This is a genomic window from Leucobacter faecis (assembly GCF_054456635.2).
On sequence record NZ_JBTJEP020000001.1, the window covers coordinates 371,502 to 389,935 of the forward strand.

14 protein-coding genes are annotated in these 18,434 nt (G+C 65.9%); 8 read left to right on the top strand and 6 right to left on the bottom strand.

Going from position 1 to position 18,434, the window contains the following annotated elements; genetic code table 11:
* Nucleotides 1-43: 43 nt before the first annotated feature.
* Nucleotides 44-1,243: a pyridoxal phosphate-dependent aminotransferase gene (locus ACXR2T_RS01655; protein ID WP_458840048.1), complete on the top strand. Its 1,200-nt coding sequence runs from the start codon at nt 44-46 to the stop codon at nt 1,241-1,243.
* A gap of 70 nt (nt 1,244-1,313) precedes the next feature.
* Here the strand turns inward: ACXR2T_RS01655 and ACXR2T_RS01660 are convergent, their stop codons facing one another.
* The 3 genes from ACXR2T_RS01660 to ald all read right to left on the bottom strand — a co-directional run bounded on the left by ACXR2T_RS01660 (nt 1,314) and on the right by ald (nt 4,393).
* Nucleotides 1,314-2,669 (bottom strand): hypothetical protein, encoded by a 1,356-nt coding sequence (locus ACXR2T_RS01660; RefSeq protein WP_458840046.1) that lies wholly within the window; start codon nt 2,667-2,669, stop codon nt 1,314-1,316.
* A 131-nt stretch (nt 2,670-2,800) separates the two neighbouring features.
* Nucleotides 2,801-3,241 (bottom strand): hypothetical protein, encoded by a 441-nt coding sequence (locus tag ACXR2T_RS01665; RefSeq protein ID WP_458840045.1) that lies wholly within the window; start codon nt 3,239-3,241, stop codon nt 2,801-2,803.
* Nucleotides 3,242-3,265: 24 nt separating this feature from the next.
* Nucleotides 3,266-4,393, bottom strand: coding sequence for an alanine dehydrogenase (gene ald / locus ACXR2T_RS01670; RefSeq protein ID WP_458840085.1), 1,128 nt, complete (start codon nt 4,391-4,393; stop codon nt 3,266-3,268).
* A gap of 194 nt (nt 4,394-4,587) precedes the next feature.
* On the opposite strand from ald, the gene ACXR2T_RS01675 reads away from it, so the two are divergent.
* Entirely contained in the window at nt 4,588-5,076 is a 489-nt protein-coding gene (locus ACXR2T_RS01675) for an Lrp/AsnC family transcriptional regulator (RefSeq protein WP_458814087.1), read from the top strand.
* 2 nt (nt 5,077-5,078) lie between these two features.
* Here ACXR2T_RS01675 and ACXR2T_RS01680 read toward each other — a convergent pair whose 3' ends face one another.
* Together ACXR2T_RS01680 and ACXR2T_RS01685 are read right to left on the bottom strand one after the other, a co-directional pair.
* Nucleotides 5,079-6,869, bottom strand: a complete 1,791-nt coding sequence (locus tag ACXR2T_RS01680; RefSeq protein WP_458840043.1) for a cation:proton antiporter — start codon at nt 6,867-6,869, stop codon at nt 5,079-5,081.
* Nucleotides 6,870-6,955: 86 nt separating this feature from the next.
* Nucleotides 6,956-7,810, bottom strand: coding sequence for an EamA family transporter (locus tag ACXR2T_RS01685; protein ID WP_458840041.1), 855 nt, complete (start codon nt 7,808-7,810; stop codon nt 6,956-6,958).
* 111 nt (nt 7,811-7,921) lie between these two features.
* Between ACXR2T_RS01685 and ACXR2T_RS01690 the strand changes: the two genes are divergently transcribed.
* The gene (locus ACXR2T_RS01690; RefSeq protein ID WP_458840039.1) at nt 7,922-10,555 is read left to right on the top strand and encodes a DEAD/DEAH box helicase; all 2,634 of its coding nucleotides are present in this window, start codon (nt 7,922-7,924) and stop codon (nt 10,553-10,555) included.
* Nucleotides 10,556-10,564: 9 nt separating this feature from the next.
* Entirely contained in the window at nt 10,565-11,518 is a 954-nt protein-coding gene (locus ACXR2T_RS01695; RefSeq protein ID WP_458814095.1) for a Ppx/GppA phosphatase family protein, read from the top strand.
* A 250-nt stretch (nt 11,519-11,768) separates the two neighbouring features.
* Here ACXR2T_RS01695 and ACXR2T_RS01700 read toward each other — a convergent pair whose 3' ends face one another.
* Nucleotides 11,769-12,689: a LysR family transcriptional regulator gene (locus ACXR2T_RS01700; protein WP_458840037.1), complete on the bottom strand. Its 921-nt coding sequence runs from the start codon at nt 12,687-12,689 to the stop codon at nt 11,769-11,771.
* Between the two features lie 125 nt (nt 12,690-12,814).
* On the opposite strand from ACXR2T_RS01700, the gene ACXR2T_RS01705 reads away from it, so the two are divergent.
* The 4 genes from ACXR2T_RS01705 to lysA form a co-directional block, all read left to right on the top strand.
* On the top strand, nt 12,815-14,428 hold the full coding sequence (locus tag ACXR2T_RS01705; RefSeq protein WP_458840035.1) for an aminotransferase class I/II-fold pyridoxal phosphate-dependent enzyme: 1,614 nt from the start codon (nt 12,815-12,817) through the stop codon (nt 14,426-14,428).
* A gap of 181 nt (nt 14,429-14,609) precedes the next feature.
* Nucleotides 14,610-16,145, top strand: a complete 1,536-nt coding sequence (locus ACXR2T_RS01710) for an APC family permease (RefSeq protein WP_458814101.1) — start codon at nt 14,610-14,612, stop codon at nt 16,143-16,145.
* Nucleotides 16,142-17,089, top strand: a complete 948-nt coding sequence (locus ACXR2T_RS01715) for a universal stress protein (protein ID WP_458840034.1) — start codon at nt 16,142-16,144, stop codon at nt 17,087-17,089. The genes ACXR2T_RS01710 and ACXR2T_RS01715 overlap by 4 nt, the downstream gene beginning before the upstream one ends.
* 41 nt (nt 17,090-17,130) lie before the next feature.
* Nucleotides 17,131-18,434: diaminopimelate decarboxylase (lysA, locus tag ACXR2T_RS01720; protein ID WP_458840032.1), on the top strand; the 1,304-nt coding region annotated here is incomplete at its 3' end.

The window sequence follows — 18,434 nt, forward strand, 5'->3', positions numbered from 1 at the left end:
CACAGGCTAGTCGGCATAGGAGGCGGCGCGCTACGGTTACACCATGACGAATTTCGGAGGCACCGCACCCGTTCCTGCACCCGCGCCGCCGTCGCGGCGCTCGCAAATTCCCGCGTTCGAGGTGATGCGCATCACCGACGAGATCGCGCGTCGCCGCGCCGCCGGTCACAACGTGGTTTCGCTGTGCGCGGGTGAGCCCGATGCGATGCCCGCGCCCGGTACGCTGAGGCCCGCGGGGTACACCGGGCCACTCGGCACGAGCCCGTTGCGCGAGGCGATCGCGGGGCACTATCGTCACTGGCACGGCATCGACGTCGACCCCGGCACGGTCGCAGTGACCACCGGATCATCGGGCGCGTTTCAGCTCGTGTTTCTTACGGTGTTCGATCCGGGCGACCGCGTGGCGCTCGCGAGCCCCGGCTACCCCGCCTACCGCAACATTCTCGCAGCGCTCGGTGTCGAGGTCGTCGAGATCGCGACGGGCCCCGAAACGCGTTACCAGCCCACACCAGAACTGCTCGACGCGGCCGTCGCGAGTGGCGGCCCGCTCGCAGGCCTCATCGTCGCGTCGCCCGCTAATCCCACGGGCACCATGCTTTCGCGTGTTGAGCTGCAGGCGCTCGTCGACTGGTGCGATGCCCACGGTACACGGCTCATCAGCGACGAGATCTACCACGGCATCACCTTCCCCGAAGCTGGCGCTTCTGACGCCCGCGGTGTGAGCGCACGGGAGCTTTCGGGCGAGGCGATCGTGATCAACTCGTTCTCGAAGTACTGGGGTATGACCGGCTGGCGGCTGGGGTGGGCGCTGTTGCCCGCATCGCTTGTAGCGGCGTTCGAAGCACTCGCATCGAACTTTGCGCTGTCGCCGCCCGCGCCCGCGCAGGAGCTCGCGCTCACCGCGTTCACGCCAGAGACGTACGCGAAACGTGACGCGGTCGTCGAAGACTTCGCGCGCGCTCGCGCACTGATCCTTGACGCCGCACCGAGCCTCAACTGGGGCAAGGCAGCACCCTCAGACGGGGCGTTCTACTTCTACTCCGAGCTCGGCAAGTCACAGCTCGAACGCTACGGCGATTCGGTCGGGTATGCGCGGGCGCTGCTCGAGGGCGCTGACGTGGCAGTTGTGCCCGGCGTTGATTTCGATCCTGCCGAGGGGCACAAGGCGGTGCGGCTCTCGTACGCGGCGGGCGAGAAAGCGGTGGCCGAGGCGCTCGAACGAATCCTGCGCTTCCAGGCATAGTCGGTTCGAGGTCAAGGTAATCAAATGGTTGGTGCCGGCCGAAAGCGGTCGGCACCAACTAACCGAGAGGCTACTCCCGCAGCAGCATCCTTCCGGCCTGGCCGCTCCAGATTCGATCCTGATCGGGAAGATCGGCGCCCAAGTAATAGTCGGGTATCTCGATGGGGACCCCCGCGGGGAAGTACGTGCCAAACGGTGCTCCCGGTACGAACAGCCCGATACCTCCGGCAGATTCTGAGGTATCTCGTTCTGAGAGCTGCTCGACGTTTCCGCTGGGAAAGGTTACGTTCGGAAAATCAATGGTGTAGCACTCTTGATTGTTGTTACTCTCAGGCGTCGCACACCACCGGCCGTTGATGTCTTCGACGACAGGCTCGGCAGAGCGCTCTGCCTGCGAGCGGGCATCAGCATCAGCATCAACTCCACTGCTTGCACCGTCTTCCCATGGCACGACTATGCGATCGACGCCGCAGGCCGCCGTGCTGGTGCCGTCGACCTCCCAGAGCAGTAGCAGCCCCTCGTCGCCCGGGCTAAACGCGTGGGCGTTCGACAGGTAGTCGGCCGCTGGGTCGCTGCATGACGCCCAGTTGGCGGTGCCGCGCAGGGCGGTCTCGGCTCGGCGCAGCATGCCCGCATCTGTGAGATCCAAGAAATCGGTGAGCTGGGCTTGCTCACCCGTTTCGAGGTTCACCGTGGTCGAGAACGCGAGCGAGTTGCGGTCTCGCGTGCCCAGCGTGTAACTGGTGCGGGTGGCGACGGTGCCATAGCTTTCGTACACTCCCGCATGCTCGAGCGTGTACGTAGCGTCGCTCTCACAGGTGTCGCCGCCGGGTGCGAGCATTTGATCGCCACACTCCATCAGCGTGACCGTTGAATATCGCTCGAGACCAGCCTGCAGCTGCGCGGCATAGTCGTCTGCGACCGTGCGGGCGAATGCGTCTGCGATGTCGGGCTGCACTCCCGTGATGAGCATTTCGGGGGCACCCGCTGTGAGCACAATCTTTGTGCCGCCCGCATCTGTGACACGCACCGATGTCGTGCCCTCGTCCGCCGCCACGATCGGGTCAAAGACGAAGTCAGCGGCGCTGGCTTCGTTGCCCGTGTCGCTTGTGCCCGGCCCGTCAGCGACGGCTCGACCGCTTTTGCCTGGCTGCGCCAGCACGACCCATGTGACCGCGCCGCCGATGATGAGGGCCGCCGCCACGCACCCAGCTACAACTTTGCCTGCTGTGCTGGCCAAGAAGCCGGGCTTTGCGGGTGTTCCTGCGACACAGGTCGGGGGCGCGGGCGCACCCGCGGGCACCTGCGGGGGCGCGAAAGCGGTCGGGTCGAAGTGTGGAGGAGGCGCCGGTGCGCCCTGCTGCGCGCCAGCTGGGCCGCCCGCGTTCGGTGGGGGAGTTTCGGGGCGCGCTGCGCGGTCATCCATGCTTGATCGCCTTTCGTGTCTGAACGCCTCTAGTGTGCCACGCAAACGACGCATGTCGCACTACTGGTCCGACATAAAAAGGCGCGGGCTCTTCGCAACCGAGGAGCCCGCGCGCGAAGCGGCCTAGTGAGCTAGGCCACGATCCGGATCGGCACACCCGCTGCGACACCGATGCGACTGCGCAGTTCGTCGGTGACCGCGGGGGCGGCAGCGTCGACGCCAAGCGCCTTGAGCACCGCGGGGGAGTGTGAGCCAAGCTCGAGCACGACCGCCGAGACCTGCTCAGCGAGCGGCCCCTCGAGCGCCGCTACCGCGCGTGCGGCCGCTGAGCGTGCCGCGCGAGGCAGCGCCGCGTCATCTGCGCAGGCAACGTCGGCGCTCGTGTACACGACGCCTGCACCCGTGCGCACCTCGCCGCGCACGCCAGCTTCGGCCTGCGTCACAACAACCTCGAGGTCGCTGGCGCTGCCTGCGCCGCTCGCGGGGGTGAGGGGGAATGAAAACTTCGAAGGGGCGTCACCGTGATCATGATGATCAGGTGACGCCCCTCCGAATGAAAACTTAAGATCCATAGGTCCTAAGCGTACTCGGGCAAATTATGCCTGAGCTGCAAGCACGTCCTCGACAGACGAGAAGGGCAGGCCCTCGAACGCGTCTGCGACACCCTTGTAGGTGACCACGCCGTCGTGAGCGTTGAGGCCCTTGGCGAGCGACGCGTCGTCGTTCAGTGCCTTGACCCAGCCCTTGTCTGCGAGCGCCACCACGTAGGGGAGCGTCGAGTTGGTGAGGGCAGCGGTCGAGGTCTCGGGGACCGCACCGGGCATGTTCGCCACGCAGTAGTAGATCGAGTTGTGCACCTGGAAGGTGGGATCATCGTGCGTGGTGGGGCGCGAGTTCTCGAAGCAGCCGCCCTGGTCGATCGCGATGTCGACGAGCACCGAGCCGGGCTTCATCTGCGCAACCATCTCGTCGGTGACGAGCTTGGGAGCCTTCTTGCCGGGGATCAGAACCGAGCCGATCACGAGATCAGCTTCCTTCAGAGCCTCGGTGATGTTGTGCGCGTTCGAGGTGCGGGTCTGGATACGACCTGCGAACTCGTCCTCAAGCTGCTTGAGGCGGGGGATCGCGATGTCGATCACGGTGACCTCAGCGCCCATGCCGAACGCGATGCGTGCAGCCTGCTCGCCTGCAGCGCCGCCGCCGATGACGACAACCTTGCCGCGACGGGTAGCAGTCACGCCACCGAGGAGCACGCCGCGGCCGCCGTTCGCCTTCATCAGCGAGTATGCGCCAACCTGTACCGAGAGGCGACCAGCGACCTCTGACATGGGGGCGAGGAGGGGGAGGCCGCGGCTGGGCAGCTGCACGGTCTCGTATGCGATCGCGGTGGTGCCCGAAGCGAGCACTGCGTCGGTGAGCGTCTTGTCTGCAGCGAGGTGCAGGTAGGTGAAGAGCACCTGACCCTTGCGCATCTTCGCGTACTCAGAAGCGATGGGCTCCTTGACCTTGAGGATCATGTCGGATTCAGCCCAGATCTGGTCTGCACCCTCTACGATCTTCGCGCCAGCGGCGATGTACTCGGCATCGGTGATGGCCGAGCCGAGGCCGGCGCCAGTCTGCACCAGCACCTCGTGGCCACGACGGGCCAGCTCGAATACACCGGCCTCCGTGATGGCGACGCGGTTCTCGTTGTTCTTAATTTCGGTAGGAATACCGACGCGCATGATGTGCTCCAAAGGAATCAGCGTTGGATTGGGTCTCGTCAGCTCGTACTACTTCGCGAACGTTGCGTGGTAGCGTCGTTCGTAGCAGTGGAGCCAGCTTATTGTGCAGTATATTCGATATCGATAGCAAAATGGTGAATTCTCTTCGGAATTCGTTGTCTGGCAGAAGTTCGCACCCGGAGAGGTTGATGTACATGGCAGATGTAACGAAGATTCTGCGGCACGACATTGAATTAGATGACGTTGACCGCAAGATCCTCGCCGAGCTGCAGGCGAACGGTCGAATCACCAATGCAGAGCTCGCAGAGCGGGTGGGCGTGGCCGCCTCAACCTGTATTGCACGCGTGCGCAGCCTGGTGAGTCGGCGCGTCATCACGGGCTTCACCGCGACGGTTGATCCGCGCATGATCGGTCTCGACCTGCAGGTGCTCATTAGCGTGACGGTACGCTCTGGCGCTCGCCAGCTGATCACCGAAATGAGCGACCAGCTCAAGGCGCTGCCCGAAGTGACGCAGCTGTTCTTTCTCGGCGGCGTCGAAGACTTTATTATTCACCTGGCGGCGCGCGACTCAGACCACGTGCGCGACTTTGTGACCGAGCACCTCTCGGCGCACCCCGCCGTGTCGTCCACACGCACGAGCATCGTGTTTAGCCACCACCAAAACCCGGTCAGCGCCGCCTAGCACTAGTGCGTGTCGGGCGGTGTGAGCCTGGTCTCGTGTGCGTCGAGCGCAAGCTCGGCCGCGCGCAGCGCATGCGAGCTATAGCGGCCGATCGCCCGTTCCTCGAGCAGCGCCGTCCGTTGTGCCTCGAGTGCGGTGCGTGTCAGCCTGACGTATGCGCGGGCCGGGCTCTCGGCCGGGGATTCAGGCTGTGCCGCGGGGCCGGTCGCAGGGTCGGCCGCGGCGCCGTCTGACCCAGCCGAACCCGCGCCCGGCTCAGCACCGCCCATGGTGAAAGCCAGAGGGGCGAGAGCACTTTTGGCGCTGGCGCGGGCACGGGCGGTGACCTGCTCGGCGGTGGCATGATCCGGAGCTTCGTTGGCGATCGCATCGTTGATTGCGTCATTGCCAGCCTCGATTAAGTCGCCGCCGAGCGCCGCGAGCTCGGCCGCGCTCGATCCGGCGCCAGCGCCGCTGGGCCACAGCCTATGAATGAGCGGGGGCAGCGTGAGACCGTGCAGTAGCAGGGTGAGGACGGCCACTGCGAACGCCACCATAATCAGCTGCGGCCGGTAGGGAATGGTGACCGGGATCGACTGCGCCGCGGCGAGCGTGACGACGCCGCGCATGCCGCTCCAGCTGAGGGCAGCGCCGTCGCGCCAGCCGAGCGGCTGCTCGCGCTCGTGCGCAATGTCGGCGTGTACTCGCCGTTCGAAGATCGAGATGCGCCTGAGCTGTTGTGTGTTGGGGGCAGGCTCAGCGCGCCCCGCAGCCCGTTCGACTGCGCGCTTGAAATGGCGCCCGCGCCGCTCGTACGAGCGCACCGTGCTGCGCATCGTGAGCAGCAACGGCGCCATGAACAGCGCGCGCAGGGCAACGAGCACGCCGACGAGTACGAGCGCAATAAGCGGCACGTGCGCGACGACAAAGTCGCTGTCGTGCACCTGCTCTACGAGGGCGTGCAACTGCAACCCCATGAGCAGAAACACGCCGTTTTCGAGCGCGAACTGCAGCGTACGCCAATTGAGGCGCTCGTTCATGCGCGCCGTCGCGCTAAACCTGCGCGACGCGTGGTGACCGGTGTAGAGGCCGGTCACCACGACGGCGAGCACGCCCGATGCGCCGAGCTCTTCGGCGGGAATAAACGCGACGAACGGCACCACAAACGACACCATCGTGTCGTAGACCGGGTTGCCCAGCTTCGCCCGCAGCCACACCGTAATGACGCCCATGAGCATACCCACAATGAGCGCAACCGTCACCGAGTAGGCGAACGAGCCCGCCGCCTCCCAAAACACGAACGACCCAGCGACGGCGGCGATCGCGGTTTTGAGCAGCACGAGCGACGTCGCATCGTTGACGAGGCTCTCGCCCTCGAGAATGGCGACGACGCGATCGGGCATGCCGAGCCGTTTACCGATCGACGTGGCGGCGACCGCGTCGGTCGGGCTCACGACCGCGCCCAGCGCGATCGCCGCGGGCAGCGGAATGCCCGGCACGATGAGGTGCAGCACCGCGCCGACAACGACCGCCGAGATCACCACGAGCAATACAGACAGCCCGATCACCGGTTTGAAGTTGCGGCGAAAATCGACGAGGGGCACGTTTACGGCGGCCGCGTATAGAAGCGGCGGCAGCACCCCCAGCAAGATCAGCTCGGGTGACACCTCGACGAGCGGCACGAACGGCAGGTATCCCGCACCAATACCGATCACCACGAGCAAGAGCGGCGCCGCCACGCCAATGCGGCTGCCCAGAATGGACGTGCCAACGAGCACGACGACTCCGATCACGAGCAGGAGTCCGTATTCCATGGGCCACGTCGCTTTCGTGTTGGGGTGCGGTGCCGAGAAGGCGGTGCTTTAAGTGTATTGGCGCGGCTGGCGGGGTTGGCGTGGTGCTACCTGCGCCTGGCGAGCCCCACCACGCCCGCGCACGCGATCACGACGAGCGCGATCGCGCCGACCTGCAATGGGGCAAGGCGTTGGGCGAGCACGACGAGGCCCGCGAGCGCGGCGACCGCGGGCCCGAGACTCGACAGCACTCCGAAGACGCGCACGGGCATGCGACGCAGCGCCACGAACTCGAGGGCGTACGGCACCACCGAAGTCAACAGCGCAGCCCCCACAAACACGAGCGCGAGGCTGGGCGCCGCCGCGAACGCGCGTACTGCGTCGCTCCCGCCAAACGGCAATGCCGCGAGAGCCGCGATCGTCATCGCGACCGCGAGCGGGTCGATACCGCGAGTGCCGGATCCGAGCCTCGCTGAACTTACGATGTACAGCGCCCAGCATGCCGCAGCGGCGGCCGCGAACGCGATGCCGCCAGCCGCGAGTTGTACGCCAGGGGCTGCCCCGAGTAGCACGACGCCCGCGAGCGCGAGCGCGACCCAGCCGAGGTCGATGAGTCGCCTCGACCCGAGGGCCGCTACCGTGAGCGGGCCGAGCAATTCAATCGTGACGGCCACGCCGAGCGGAATCTGCTCGAAGGCGAGGTAGATGCTCGAGTTCATTCCAGCGAGGGCGAGCCCCAAAGCAGTGACGGTAAACCAAGTGCGGCGTGACCAGCCCCGCACCCGCGGCCGCACGATCACCAGCAGCATCACCGCGGCGAACGCGAGCCGCGCGGTGGCGGCCCCGAGCGGTCCGATCTGCCCAAACATTCCGCCGACAAGCGCGTTGCCAAACTGCACGCTAAAGATCGCGGCGATGGCGAGCACGCTCGGGGGTACGCGCTGCAGAGAGAATGAGGTCATTGCACAAAACCCTACCTCTGACTAGAGGCCGCGAACTCTAGGCGCCACGCGGCCCCGGGGATCGATACCCTATAGAAGAGCATTGGCCGAGCGTGACAGGAACGAGAAACGATGAGCCTAACGACGACGGTCTTGAAACTGCGCGCCGACGCACAGGCGGCGGGGCGCAAGAGCGCCACCCCCGACGACACGTTTGAAGCGTTCGAAGAGTGGGTGCAAGAAGAACGCGGGCTCAACCTGTACCCGGCGCAAGAGGAAGCGATCTTAGGCATCACGCTCGGCAGCAACGTGATCCTCGCCACCCCCACGGGTACGGGTAAGTCACTCGTTGCGCTCGGCGCGCACTTCACCGCGCTCGTCGAAGGCCGACGCACCGTCTATACGGCGCCCATCAAAGCGCTCGTGAGCGAGAAATTCTTCGAGCTTGTGCGCATCTTTGGCGCAGAGAACGTGGGCATGGTGACCGGCGACTCAGCCATTAACGCTGACGCACCAGTGCTGTGCTGCACCGCCGAGATTCTCGCTAACCTCGCGATCCGCGACAAAAACGTCGATAACCCCGACACGGGTGGCATCACCCAGGTCATCATGGACGAGTTTCACTACTACGCAGACTCAGAGCGCGGCTGGGCATGGCAGGTGCCGCTGCTCCTTATGCACGACGCGCAGTTCCTGTTGATGTCGGCGACGCTGGGCGACGTCACTGATCTCGCCGCAGACCTAAGCGAAGCAACCGACCGCGACACCACCCTCGTGACGGGTGTCGAACGCCCCGTACCGCTGCACTTCAACTATGCGGTGTCGCCCGCTCACGAGGTCGTTGAGGAGCTCGTCGCCGACAAGCAGACCCCCGCATACCTGGTGCACTTCAACCAGTCACACGCTGTCGAACAGGCGCAGGCCCTCGCGAGCATCAAGATCGTCGACCGGGCGGGCCGCGACGAAATCGCGGCGGCGCTCGGTGACTTCAGATTCTCCACCGGGTTTGGTACGACGCTGTCGCGGCTCGTGCGCTCGGGCATCGGTGTGCACCACGCGGGCATGCTGCCGCGCTACCGCCGCCTTGTTGAGCAGCTCGCCCAGCGCGGGCTCCTCAAAGTCATCTGCGGCACCGACACCCTCGGAGTGGGCATCAACGTGCCCATTCGTACCGTCGTGATCACCGCCCTCACCAAATTTGACGGCGAGAAAATGCGCCGGCTGAGCGCCCGCGAGTTTCACCAGATCGCGGGCCGTGCTGGGCGCGCAGGCTACGACACCGAGGGCGACGTAATAGCGCTCGCTCCAGAGCACGAGATCGAAAACGCAAAGGCCGAGGCAAAGGCGGCCGCGAAGGCCGCGAGCGCGAAGGGCGGCAAAAAGCCCAAGCCCGCCAAAAAGAAGTCAGCCCCGCAGGGGTTTGTGGCGTGGAACGAGCAGACGCTCGACAAGCTGGTCGCCTCAGAACCCGAACCGCTCGTGAGTCGCATGCGCGTCACCCACTCCATGGTGCTCGGCGTGATCGGCCGCGGTGAGGAATGGGAGGGTGAAGCGCTCAACACGATGCAGATGCTCATCTTCGACAGCCACGAACCCAAAGCAAAACAGTTCGCGCACGCCCGCACCGCGCTAGAAATCTTTCGCACCCTGCGCAACGGCAACATCGTTGAGATCCACGAAGACGAGAAGGGGCACAAACTTTTGCGGCTCACCGTCGACCTGCAGGCAAACTTTGCGCTCAACCAGCCGCTGTCGCCGTTTGCGCTCGCCGCCATCGAGTTGCTTGACCCCGAGTCGACGAGCTACGCGCTCGACGTGATCTCAATCATTGAGGCGACGCTCGAGAACCCGCGCGCGATCGTGCGGGCGCAAGAGCACAAGGCCCGCGGCGAAGCGATCGCGGTCATGAAGGCCGACGGTATTGAGTACGACGAGCGCATGGAGCTGCTCGAAGAGATCACCTACCCGCAGCCGCTCAAGGAGCTGCTCGACGAAGCGTTCCACGAGTACACGAAAGAGGTGCCGTGGGCGCGCGACTACGAGCTCAAACCCAAATCGGTGGTGCGCGACATGGTCGAGCGCGCCTTTGGATTTAGAGACATCGTCTCGTTCTACCAGCTGGGTCGCGCCGAGGGCGGCGTGCTGCGCTACCTGAGTGACGCGTTTCGGGCGCTCGAGCGCACGATCCCCGAGCAGGCGAAGACCACTGAACTTGAAGAGCTCATCGATTGGCTTGGGGAGCTCGTGCGCCAGGTCGACTCGAGCCTCATCGATGAGTGGGAGGAGCTGGCGAACCCCGAGGCAGCGGCAGAACACGCCGCCCAGGTCGCGCAGGCTGCCCAGGCCGGTGAAACGGTCGCACCGCCCACCCGCTCGGTGCTGCGCAACGAGCGCGCCTTCTTGGTGATGCTGCGCAACGCACTGTTTCGCCGGGTGCAGGCGGCGGCCTTCGAGCACTATGGTGAACTCGCCGAGCTCGACGGCGCGCACGGTTTTGGCGAACAGAAGTGGCGCGACGCGCTCGCAGGCTACTACACGGAGTACGACGAGATCCTCGTCACGGCCGACGCACGGTCGGCGGGCCTCGTCGAGATTGACCGCAACCCTGAAACGGCGGGGGAGGGCGCGTGGCGGTTTAGGCAGGTGTTGCTCGACCCGCAGGGGGACCGCGACTGGGCGATCGAGGGCACCATCGACCTCGCCGAGTCAGAGGCGCTGGGTGAGCCTGCCGTGCGGGTCGAGCGCGTCGGCCCCTTCGCGCACTAGACTCTCTCCATGCGCCTCGGAGTCATTGACGTTGGGTCAAACACCGTTCACCTGCTGATTGTAGATGCGCACGCGGGCGCGAGCCCCGTGCCGTATCACTCGCAACGCTCGGTGGTGCGCCTCATGCGCTACCTGGGCCCCGCGGGCGAGATTCTTGAAGAGGGCGTGCAGCTGATCCTCGAAGCCGTACGTGAGTCGGTGCAGACCGCTAACGAGATCGGCGTCGACGACCTGATTTGCACGGCGACGAGCGCGGTGCGCGAGGCCGCCAACGGCGAAGATGTGCTCGCCCGCATCGCGGCCGCGGGCGGTATCACCCCCGATGTGCTGTCGGGGGAAGATGAGGCCCGCATCACGATGCTCGCGGTGCGCCGCTGGCTCGGATGGTCTGCCGGCGAGATTTTGCTGTTTGACATTGGCGGCGGTTCGTTCGAGATCGCGCAGGGCTCAGACGAGTACCCCGATGTGCAGGTTTCGCTGCCGCTCGGGGCTGGCCGCTCGACGATCCAATACCTCGCAGAAGATCCTCCCTCGCGCGAGGCGGTGTCGCAGCTGCGCGCGCACGCCCGCAGCGAGTTCACGCGCGTGCGCGATGAACTGTTTCAGGGGCGCCCGCGGCCCAAACGCGTCGTGGGCACCTCTAAGACGATCAGGTCGCTCGCGCGGCTCGTGGGTGGCCCCGCCGACCCCGTCACGGGCGATCTTGCGCCGCTGCACTATACGGGCCTGCGCGAGTGGGAACCGTCGCTGCGCGACATGCCCGGCTCTGTGCGCGAGTACCTGCCGGGCATCACGCCCGAGCGCGGCTATCAGATCATGGCGGGTGCCGTGGTGCTGCGCACCGCCATGAAGGTGTTTGACGTTTCGACGCTCACGATCTCGCCCTGGGCGCTGCGCGAGGGCATCGTACTGCGCTACATCGATGCGCTCGATGGCCGCGGCGCTGACCCGGTAAGCGAGTAGCTTGATCCGGATCCCTGCGCCGCAGCGCCCGCGGTGACACGAAGCCACCGAGCTCGTCGCCTGTGTAGGGTGTATGCCCAGCCACCGCGTGACGAAAGTAAAATATGCGCGACAACTTCCGTTTCTGGGGCAGTCTTAACCGGAAGTAGTCGCGCATATTTTTGTATCCGGGGTTGGGGCTATGGCCCTCAGAGCACCCGGATCGCATGGACACTGTGACTCCTTCGTTGCGCAGGGTGGCCGGGAAGTGTCAATCGAGCTCAGTGATCGCCGCGCGCACGGCGGCCGCGAGCTGCCTGACCGCGTGTGACGGTTCGACCCGGGGGCCTTGGCCGGGCGCCGCGAGCACCAGTGAGCGCGCGAACTCGGGGGCCGCGATGGGCCGCAGCTCGACGCCGGGGTGGTGCGATCCGATCGCGAGCTTCGGAAACAGGCCGATGACCATGCGGGCGGCGACCATGCCGAGCATCACCTGCACGTCGTCGGTGCGAATGGCGACGTCGAGCGTGCGGCCGGCGGCCGCGAACGTGTCGATCAGCACGGTGTCCATCGGGTCGCCCTGGGTTGACCCAAACAGCCAGCGTTCGTCAGCCAGGGTGAGCAGCGTCTCGAGGTCGATCACCTCGTGCGTGGCGAGCGGGTGACCCTCGGGCAGCGCGAGCATGAGCGGGTCACGCAGCACCTCGGTTTGCGCGGTGCCGGGACGAAACGGCAGATCGTAACCCACCACCGTGTACACCAGCGCCGCGTCGAGCTTGCGCTGGTTGAGGTCGGCCACGAGCGGCACCGACTCTTCGAGGTGCGCGTCGACTTCGATGCCCTGCGCAGCGACCCGCGAGACGATGCCGGGCAGAAGCTTTGCAGCGGCCGTGGGAAACGTGCCAAACCTCAGTCGTACCCGGCCGTGCGCGGTGAGCTCGCGGGCGTCCTGCAGCGCGCGGTCAGTGAGCGTCAAGATCTGGTCGCCGCGATCGAGCAGCAGTGCCCCGACCTGCGTGGGGGTGCTGCCGCGGGTCGAGCGTTGCAGCACGGGCGCGCCCACGAGCTGTTCGAGATTCTTCAGGTGATAGTCGACGGTCGGCTGGCTCCAGCCGAGCGCGCGGGCGGCGCGCGTCACCGACCCCTCGGCGCGCACCGCGCGCAGGGCTTCGAGCTGGCGCAGATCAATCACGCTTGGTCACCTACTCCATATATCGCACATCGTACAGAACGTCGCATTTGTCACATACATCATATGTGACCCCTGAGAAGTGAGGGGGATTCCGCCCGCCACAATGTGCACGCCACGATGGAACCATGCTCTACGCCGTCTCTGCGCTCAATGACGCTGCCCTCAACGACGCTGCCCGTGGCGACGCCGCCCATGGTGACGCTGCTCTTCACGAGGCAGCCCCCGAGACCGTGGCCGCGCACCCCCACGCGGCCACACCCTACGCCGACGCCCTCGACCGGTACATCTCACGCGACCCGCTACAGCTGATGGTGCCCGGCCACGGCGGCAGCGACTACGGCATTAGTGGGCGCCTATCGCAGTTTTTTGGCGAGCGCATGCTGCGCCTCGACGTGCCGATGCTCATCGACGACATCGACCTCGGTGACGATAACCCGCTCGACCAGTCGCTCGCGCTCGCGGCCGACGCGTGGGGCGCGAAACGCACCTGGTTCTTGACGAACGGCGCCTCACAGGCCAACCGCACGGTTGCGCTCGCGGTGCGCGGCCTGGGCGAAAACGTCGTCTCGCAGCGCAGCGCCCACTCGAGTTTCAGCGACGGGGTGCTGCTTGCGGGGCTCACCCCAAGCTTCGTGTTTCCGTCAGTCGACGAGGTAAACGGTATGGCACACGGCGTTTCAGCGGCCGCGCTTGACGAAGCGCTCACCGCGGCCGCCGCCACGGGGCAGGCTGCGTCTGTGGTCTACATCGTTTCGCCGAGCTACTTTGGCTCGGTCGCAGACGTGCAGGCCCTGTCGGAGGTGGCGCACGCGCACGGCGCCCCGCTCATCGTCGACGGTGCCTGGGGCCCGCACTTCGGGTTTCACCCGGGGCTACCCGAGTCGCCCGCCCGCCTCGGCGCCGACCTCGTAATTTCTAGCACGCACAAGCTAGCGGGTTCTCTCACTCAGTCGGCCATGCTGCACCTGGGTCACGGTCCCTTCGCAGACCAACTCGAACCGCTCGTCGAGCGTGCCTTCGCGATGACGGCCTCAACCTCGACGAGCGCGATCTTGCGCGCCTCGCTCGACATCGCTCGCCACGCGCTCGCCACGGGCGAAGAAGCTATTGGCCATTCCATCGATGCGGCCGAGCAGTTTCGGGCGTTGCTTCGGGCAGACGATCGCTTCAGCGTCGTAAGCGACGATTTCGGTCGCTTCGCCGACATCGTCGACACCGACCTGTTGCGTGTGCCGATCGACGTGTCGGCAGCCGGCGTGAGCGGGCACTGGATGCGCCAGCACCTCATCGAAACCGAGGGTATTCACTTCGAAATGTCGACCGCCACCGTCGTGGTGGCCGTGATCGGCGCGGGTAAGGCACCCGACCTCGGCCGGGTCTACCGCGCGATGGTCGCGGCTATCGAGTCGCCCGCGGCCGAGCGCGAGCGCGCCCACCACGCCCGGGCCGAGGCGTTTCCGCCGCTGCCCGCGCCGGGGGCGCTGCGCATGCTGCCGCGTGCGGGCTTCTTTGCCGACACCGAGGTGGTGCCCGCGCACGAGGCGATTGGTCGGGTGTCAGCAGACACGCTTGCCGCCTACCCTCCCGGCATTCCCAATGTGATGCCCGGCGAAGAGATCACGGCCGAGACGGTCGCATTTCTCGCAGCCGTGGGCGCATCGCCCTCGGGCTACGTGCGTGGCGCCGTCGACCCAGACGTCGCTCACATGCGTGTGGTGCGCGAGCCGCGCGACGCCTAGCCAGACGCGGCAAGCACACACGACACACGCAAGATACACGCTTCGGCCGGGGTGATGCGCCCCGGCCGTACCCCGTCGCCCACCGGTGCGGGGATAATGGAACGATGCCGCACACCGGCGACCGCGTTCCGTCGGGGCCTGCACGCCCCAGACAACGAAGTCTAGAGAGAGACAACAACGAATGACCATGACCCTGCGACAGCAGCTCTTTCGCGTGAAGCCCGTGCCCCGAGACGGGGGCGACGGCAAGAGCGAGCTCAAGCGGACTATCGGCCTGTTTCAGCTCACCATGATCGGCGTGGGCGGCACAATCGGCACCGGTATCTTCTTTATCCTGTCTGAGGCGGTGCCGATCGCCGGCCCCGCCGTGATCTGGTCGTTCATCATCGCGGGCGCTGTCGCGGGCCTGTCGGTGCTGTGCTACGCCGAGCTTGCGAGCGCCGTGCCCGTCTCGGGCTCCTCATACTCGTACGCCTACAGCACGCTGGGGGAGCTGCCCGCTATGGGCGTTGCCGCCTGTCTGCTGCTCGAGTACGGCGTCTCGACCGCCGCGGTCGCGGTCGGTTGGTCGCAGTACGTGAACCAGCTGCTCGGCAACGTGTTTGGCATCCATCTGCCCAAGGCGCTTTCGTACGCCCCCGAAGAGGGCGGCATCATCAATCTGCCCGCCGTGATTCTCATTGGGCTGTGCATGTTCCTCTTGATTCGCGGCACCTCTGAATCGGTCGTCGCCAACACCATCATGGTGCTCATCAAGATCGCGGTGCTGCTGTTCTTTGTCGCCGTGGGCATCACGGGCTGGAACGCCGATCACTTCGCAGACTTCGCACCGTTTGGATTCGCGGGCGTCATGACCGGCGCGGGCCTCATCTTCTTCTCGTTCGTGGGGCTCGACGCTGTCGCCACCGCGGGCGACGAGGCGAAGAACCCCAAGCGCAACTTGCCGATCGCGCTGATGTCGGCGCTCGCGGTCGTTACGACCGTGTATGTGCTCGTCGCTGTTGTGGGTCTCGGTGCGCAAGCCTCGGGCGACTTTGCTGGCCAGAGCGCTGGCCTGTCGGCGATCCTCGAGAACATCGTGGGCGCGACCTGGCCGGGTACCGTCGTCGCCGCGGGTGCTGTGATCTCGATCTTCAGTGTCACGCTCGTCGTGCTGTACGGCCAAACGCGCATCCTCTTCACGATGTCGCGCGACGGCATGGCGCCCAAGATCTTCCAGAAGGTCAACCCGCGCACGCAGACCCCGGTCGCCAACACGATTATCGTGTCGATCATCGTCGCGGTTCTCGCGGGCGTTCTGCCCATCAACTTCCTCGCAGAAATGACGTCGATCGGCACGCTCGCAGCGTTCCTCGTCGTCTCGATCGCGGTGATGGTGCTGCGCAAACGCGAACCCGATCTCGAGCGTAAGTTTCGCGTACCGCTCTACCCGGTCGTGCCGATTCTGTCGATCATCGGCTGCCTCTGGATCATCAAGGACCTGCGCCCCATCACGATCATCGTGTTCGCGATCTGGACGGTGCTCGTGCTCACTTGGTACTGGTTCACTGGCCGCAAGAACTCGGTGCTCGGTCACCAAATCGAGACCGGCAAGATCGTGCTCGTGGGCCCCGGCCGGTATGAGCTCACTGAGCCCGCCGATCTCGCGGTCGACGCGGCAGATTTTGATCCGGATCACGCCCGCGGTGCCGGCTCGAGCGATGGCGGCGCGTCATGACCGGGCAGCTTGCCCCGGGCGCCGTAGTCGTGGGCGTCTCGCCCGCGCACCCCTCGCGCGCGGCCGTGCGGTTGGGGGCGCTGCTCGCGCGCTCACACCGCGCCCCGCTCGTGCTCGTAGCCGTCACGTCGGCGGCGTGGCCGCCGCTGCCCTCGAACCGCGGCGCAGACAGCGACTTTCGTGAGTTTGCAACACGCCAGGCCGAGGCAGCGCTCGCCGAGGCACGAGCGTGGGTACCGGGTGACCTCGACGCCGAGGTGCTCGTCAAGGGCGCTTCGAGCGCCAGGCGCGGCCTCATCGAGGTGTGCGAGGAGCTTGACGCGCTGCGGCTCGTGGTGGGTGCGCGCGCCGAAGGGGCGCACCACGAGATCGAGCTGGGGTCGGTCGCCTCGGGCCTCATGCAGAGCGCACCTCTGCCGATCGCGATCGCGCCGCACGACTTTGACATCGCAGACGACACGCGTGTGCCCAGGCTCACCGCGTCATATAGCGGCTCAGAAACCTCGGGTGAGCTGGTGCTGGGGGCCGCGGCAACCGCGGCCAAATTTGGCTGCGGCATTCGAGTCGCCTCGTTTCACACGCGCCCGCGCGGTTTCGCAGAGGCGGGCGTGGGACTCGACGTCGAAGACGAAGTGATTGCGCAGTGGGGCACGGTGATCCGGCAGCACGTGACCCAGCTGCTCAGTGACATCGAGGAGTTTGCGACCCCGCCCGAGGTGAGCGACGCGGTCGTGGGAGTCGGCCACCAGTGGCATGACGCGCTGCGCGCAGTCGACTGGCTGCCCGGCGAGCTGCTGCTCGTGGGCTCTACCAGCCTCGGCCCGATCGCGCGTGTATCGCTCGGATCGCACGCCGTAAAAATTGTGCGGCACTCACCAGTTCCGGTCGTCGTCGTCCCGCGGCGGGCGACCGGTGGCTACATTGCCCAAGCGAAGCACGCCTAGCTTGCGTTTCGTTCCCATCTTCCACACCACAAGGAGTCAACATGTCTAACCTTTCACAGCCGGCCGCTCAGGGAACGCGGCTCGACGAACTGTGGTCGATTTTGCCCGAGGAGTCAGCGGCTGACGAGGCGGGCGTGCTACACATCGGCGGTGTCTCGGTGGCTGAGCTCGCCCAGCAGTACGGTACCCCGCTCTATGTGTATGACGAGGCAGGGCTGCGCAGGCAAGCACGCAGGCTACAAGACGGGTTGCGTGAGCGCTGGCCGAACTCAGAGGTGCTGTTTGCTTCGAAGTCGTTCCCTGCTGTGGGCATGTACAAGCTCGCGGCCGAAGAGGGGCTGTCGGTTGATATCGCCGGCGCGGGAGAGCTGAAGCTTGCGCTCGCGGCCGGTGTGCCGCCTGAGCGGCTGCACTTTCACGGTAACGCGAAGACCGACTTTGAGTTGGCGTTCGCTCTCGAGGTGGGCATCGACACGATCATCGTCGATAACGAAGACGAGCTCGATCGCCTGGAACGATTGCTCACGAAGCCGCAAAAGCTGCTTTTGCGCGTGATTCCCGGTGTCGATGCGAAGACGCACGCCTCGCAGGCGACAGGCGGTGACGACTCGAAGTTTGGTTTGCCAATGGACCAGGCGATCGCCGCTATCGAGCGCATGCGCGCGCACCCGCTGATGCAGTTTGAGGGGGTGCACCTGCACATCGGCTCGCAGATTCTCGATGTCGATCAGTTTGCCGAGGCCGTCACAAAGATCTCGACCGCCGGCACGTTCGACACCTACGATGTGGGCGGAGGTCTTGGCGTGAAATACACCTACGACGAGACGGCACCCGAGATTGGCGACTACCTCGACGCGATCGTGGGTGCCGCCCGCGCCCACCTGCCCGCTGACGCGAAGCTGCTGATCGAGCCCGGCCGTTCACTCGTGGCACGCTCGGGGGTCACGCTGTACCGCGTCACCACGGTGAAGAGCACGGGGCACGTGTTTGCCGCCGTCGACGGCGGTATGGCCGATCAGCTCGACGCCGCACTCACCGACCAGCGCTTTGAAGCGGTGCTCGGTAACCGCGCACTCGATGCGTGGACGAATACGGTGCAGCTCGTGGGGCGCCAGTGCGAGTCGGGCGACCTGCTTGTTGACAGGGCACGGCTGCCGATGCCGCACGTGGGTGACCTCGTGGTGCTCGCCACAACCGGTGCCTACGGTTACACGCTCGCCAACAACTACAACGGTGCGCTCAAGCCCGCAATCGTGTTTGTGCAAGACGGCAAGGCGCGCCTGGTCGCCAGGCGCGAGACCTACGACGACCTGCTGGCCACCCACGCCCCGGCGCTCGAGGCGTA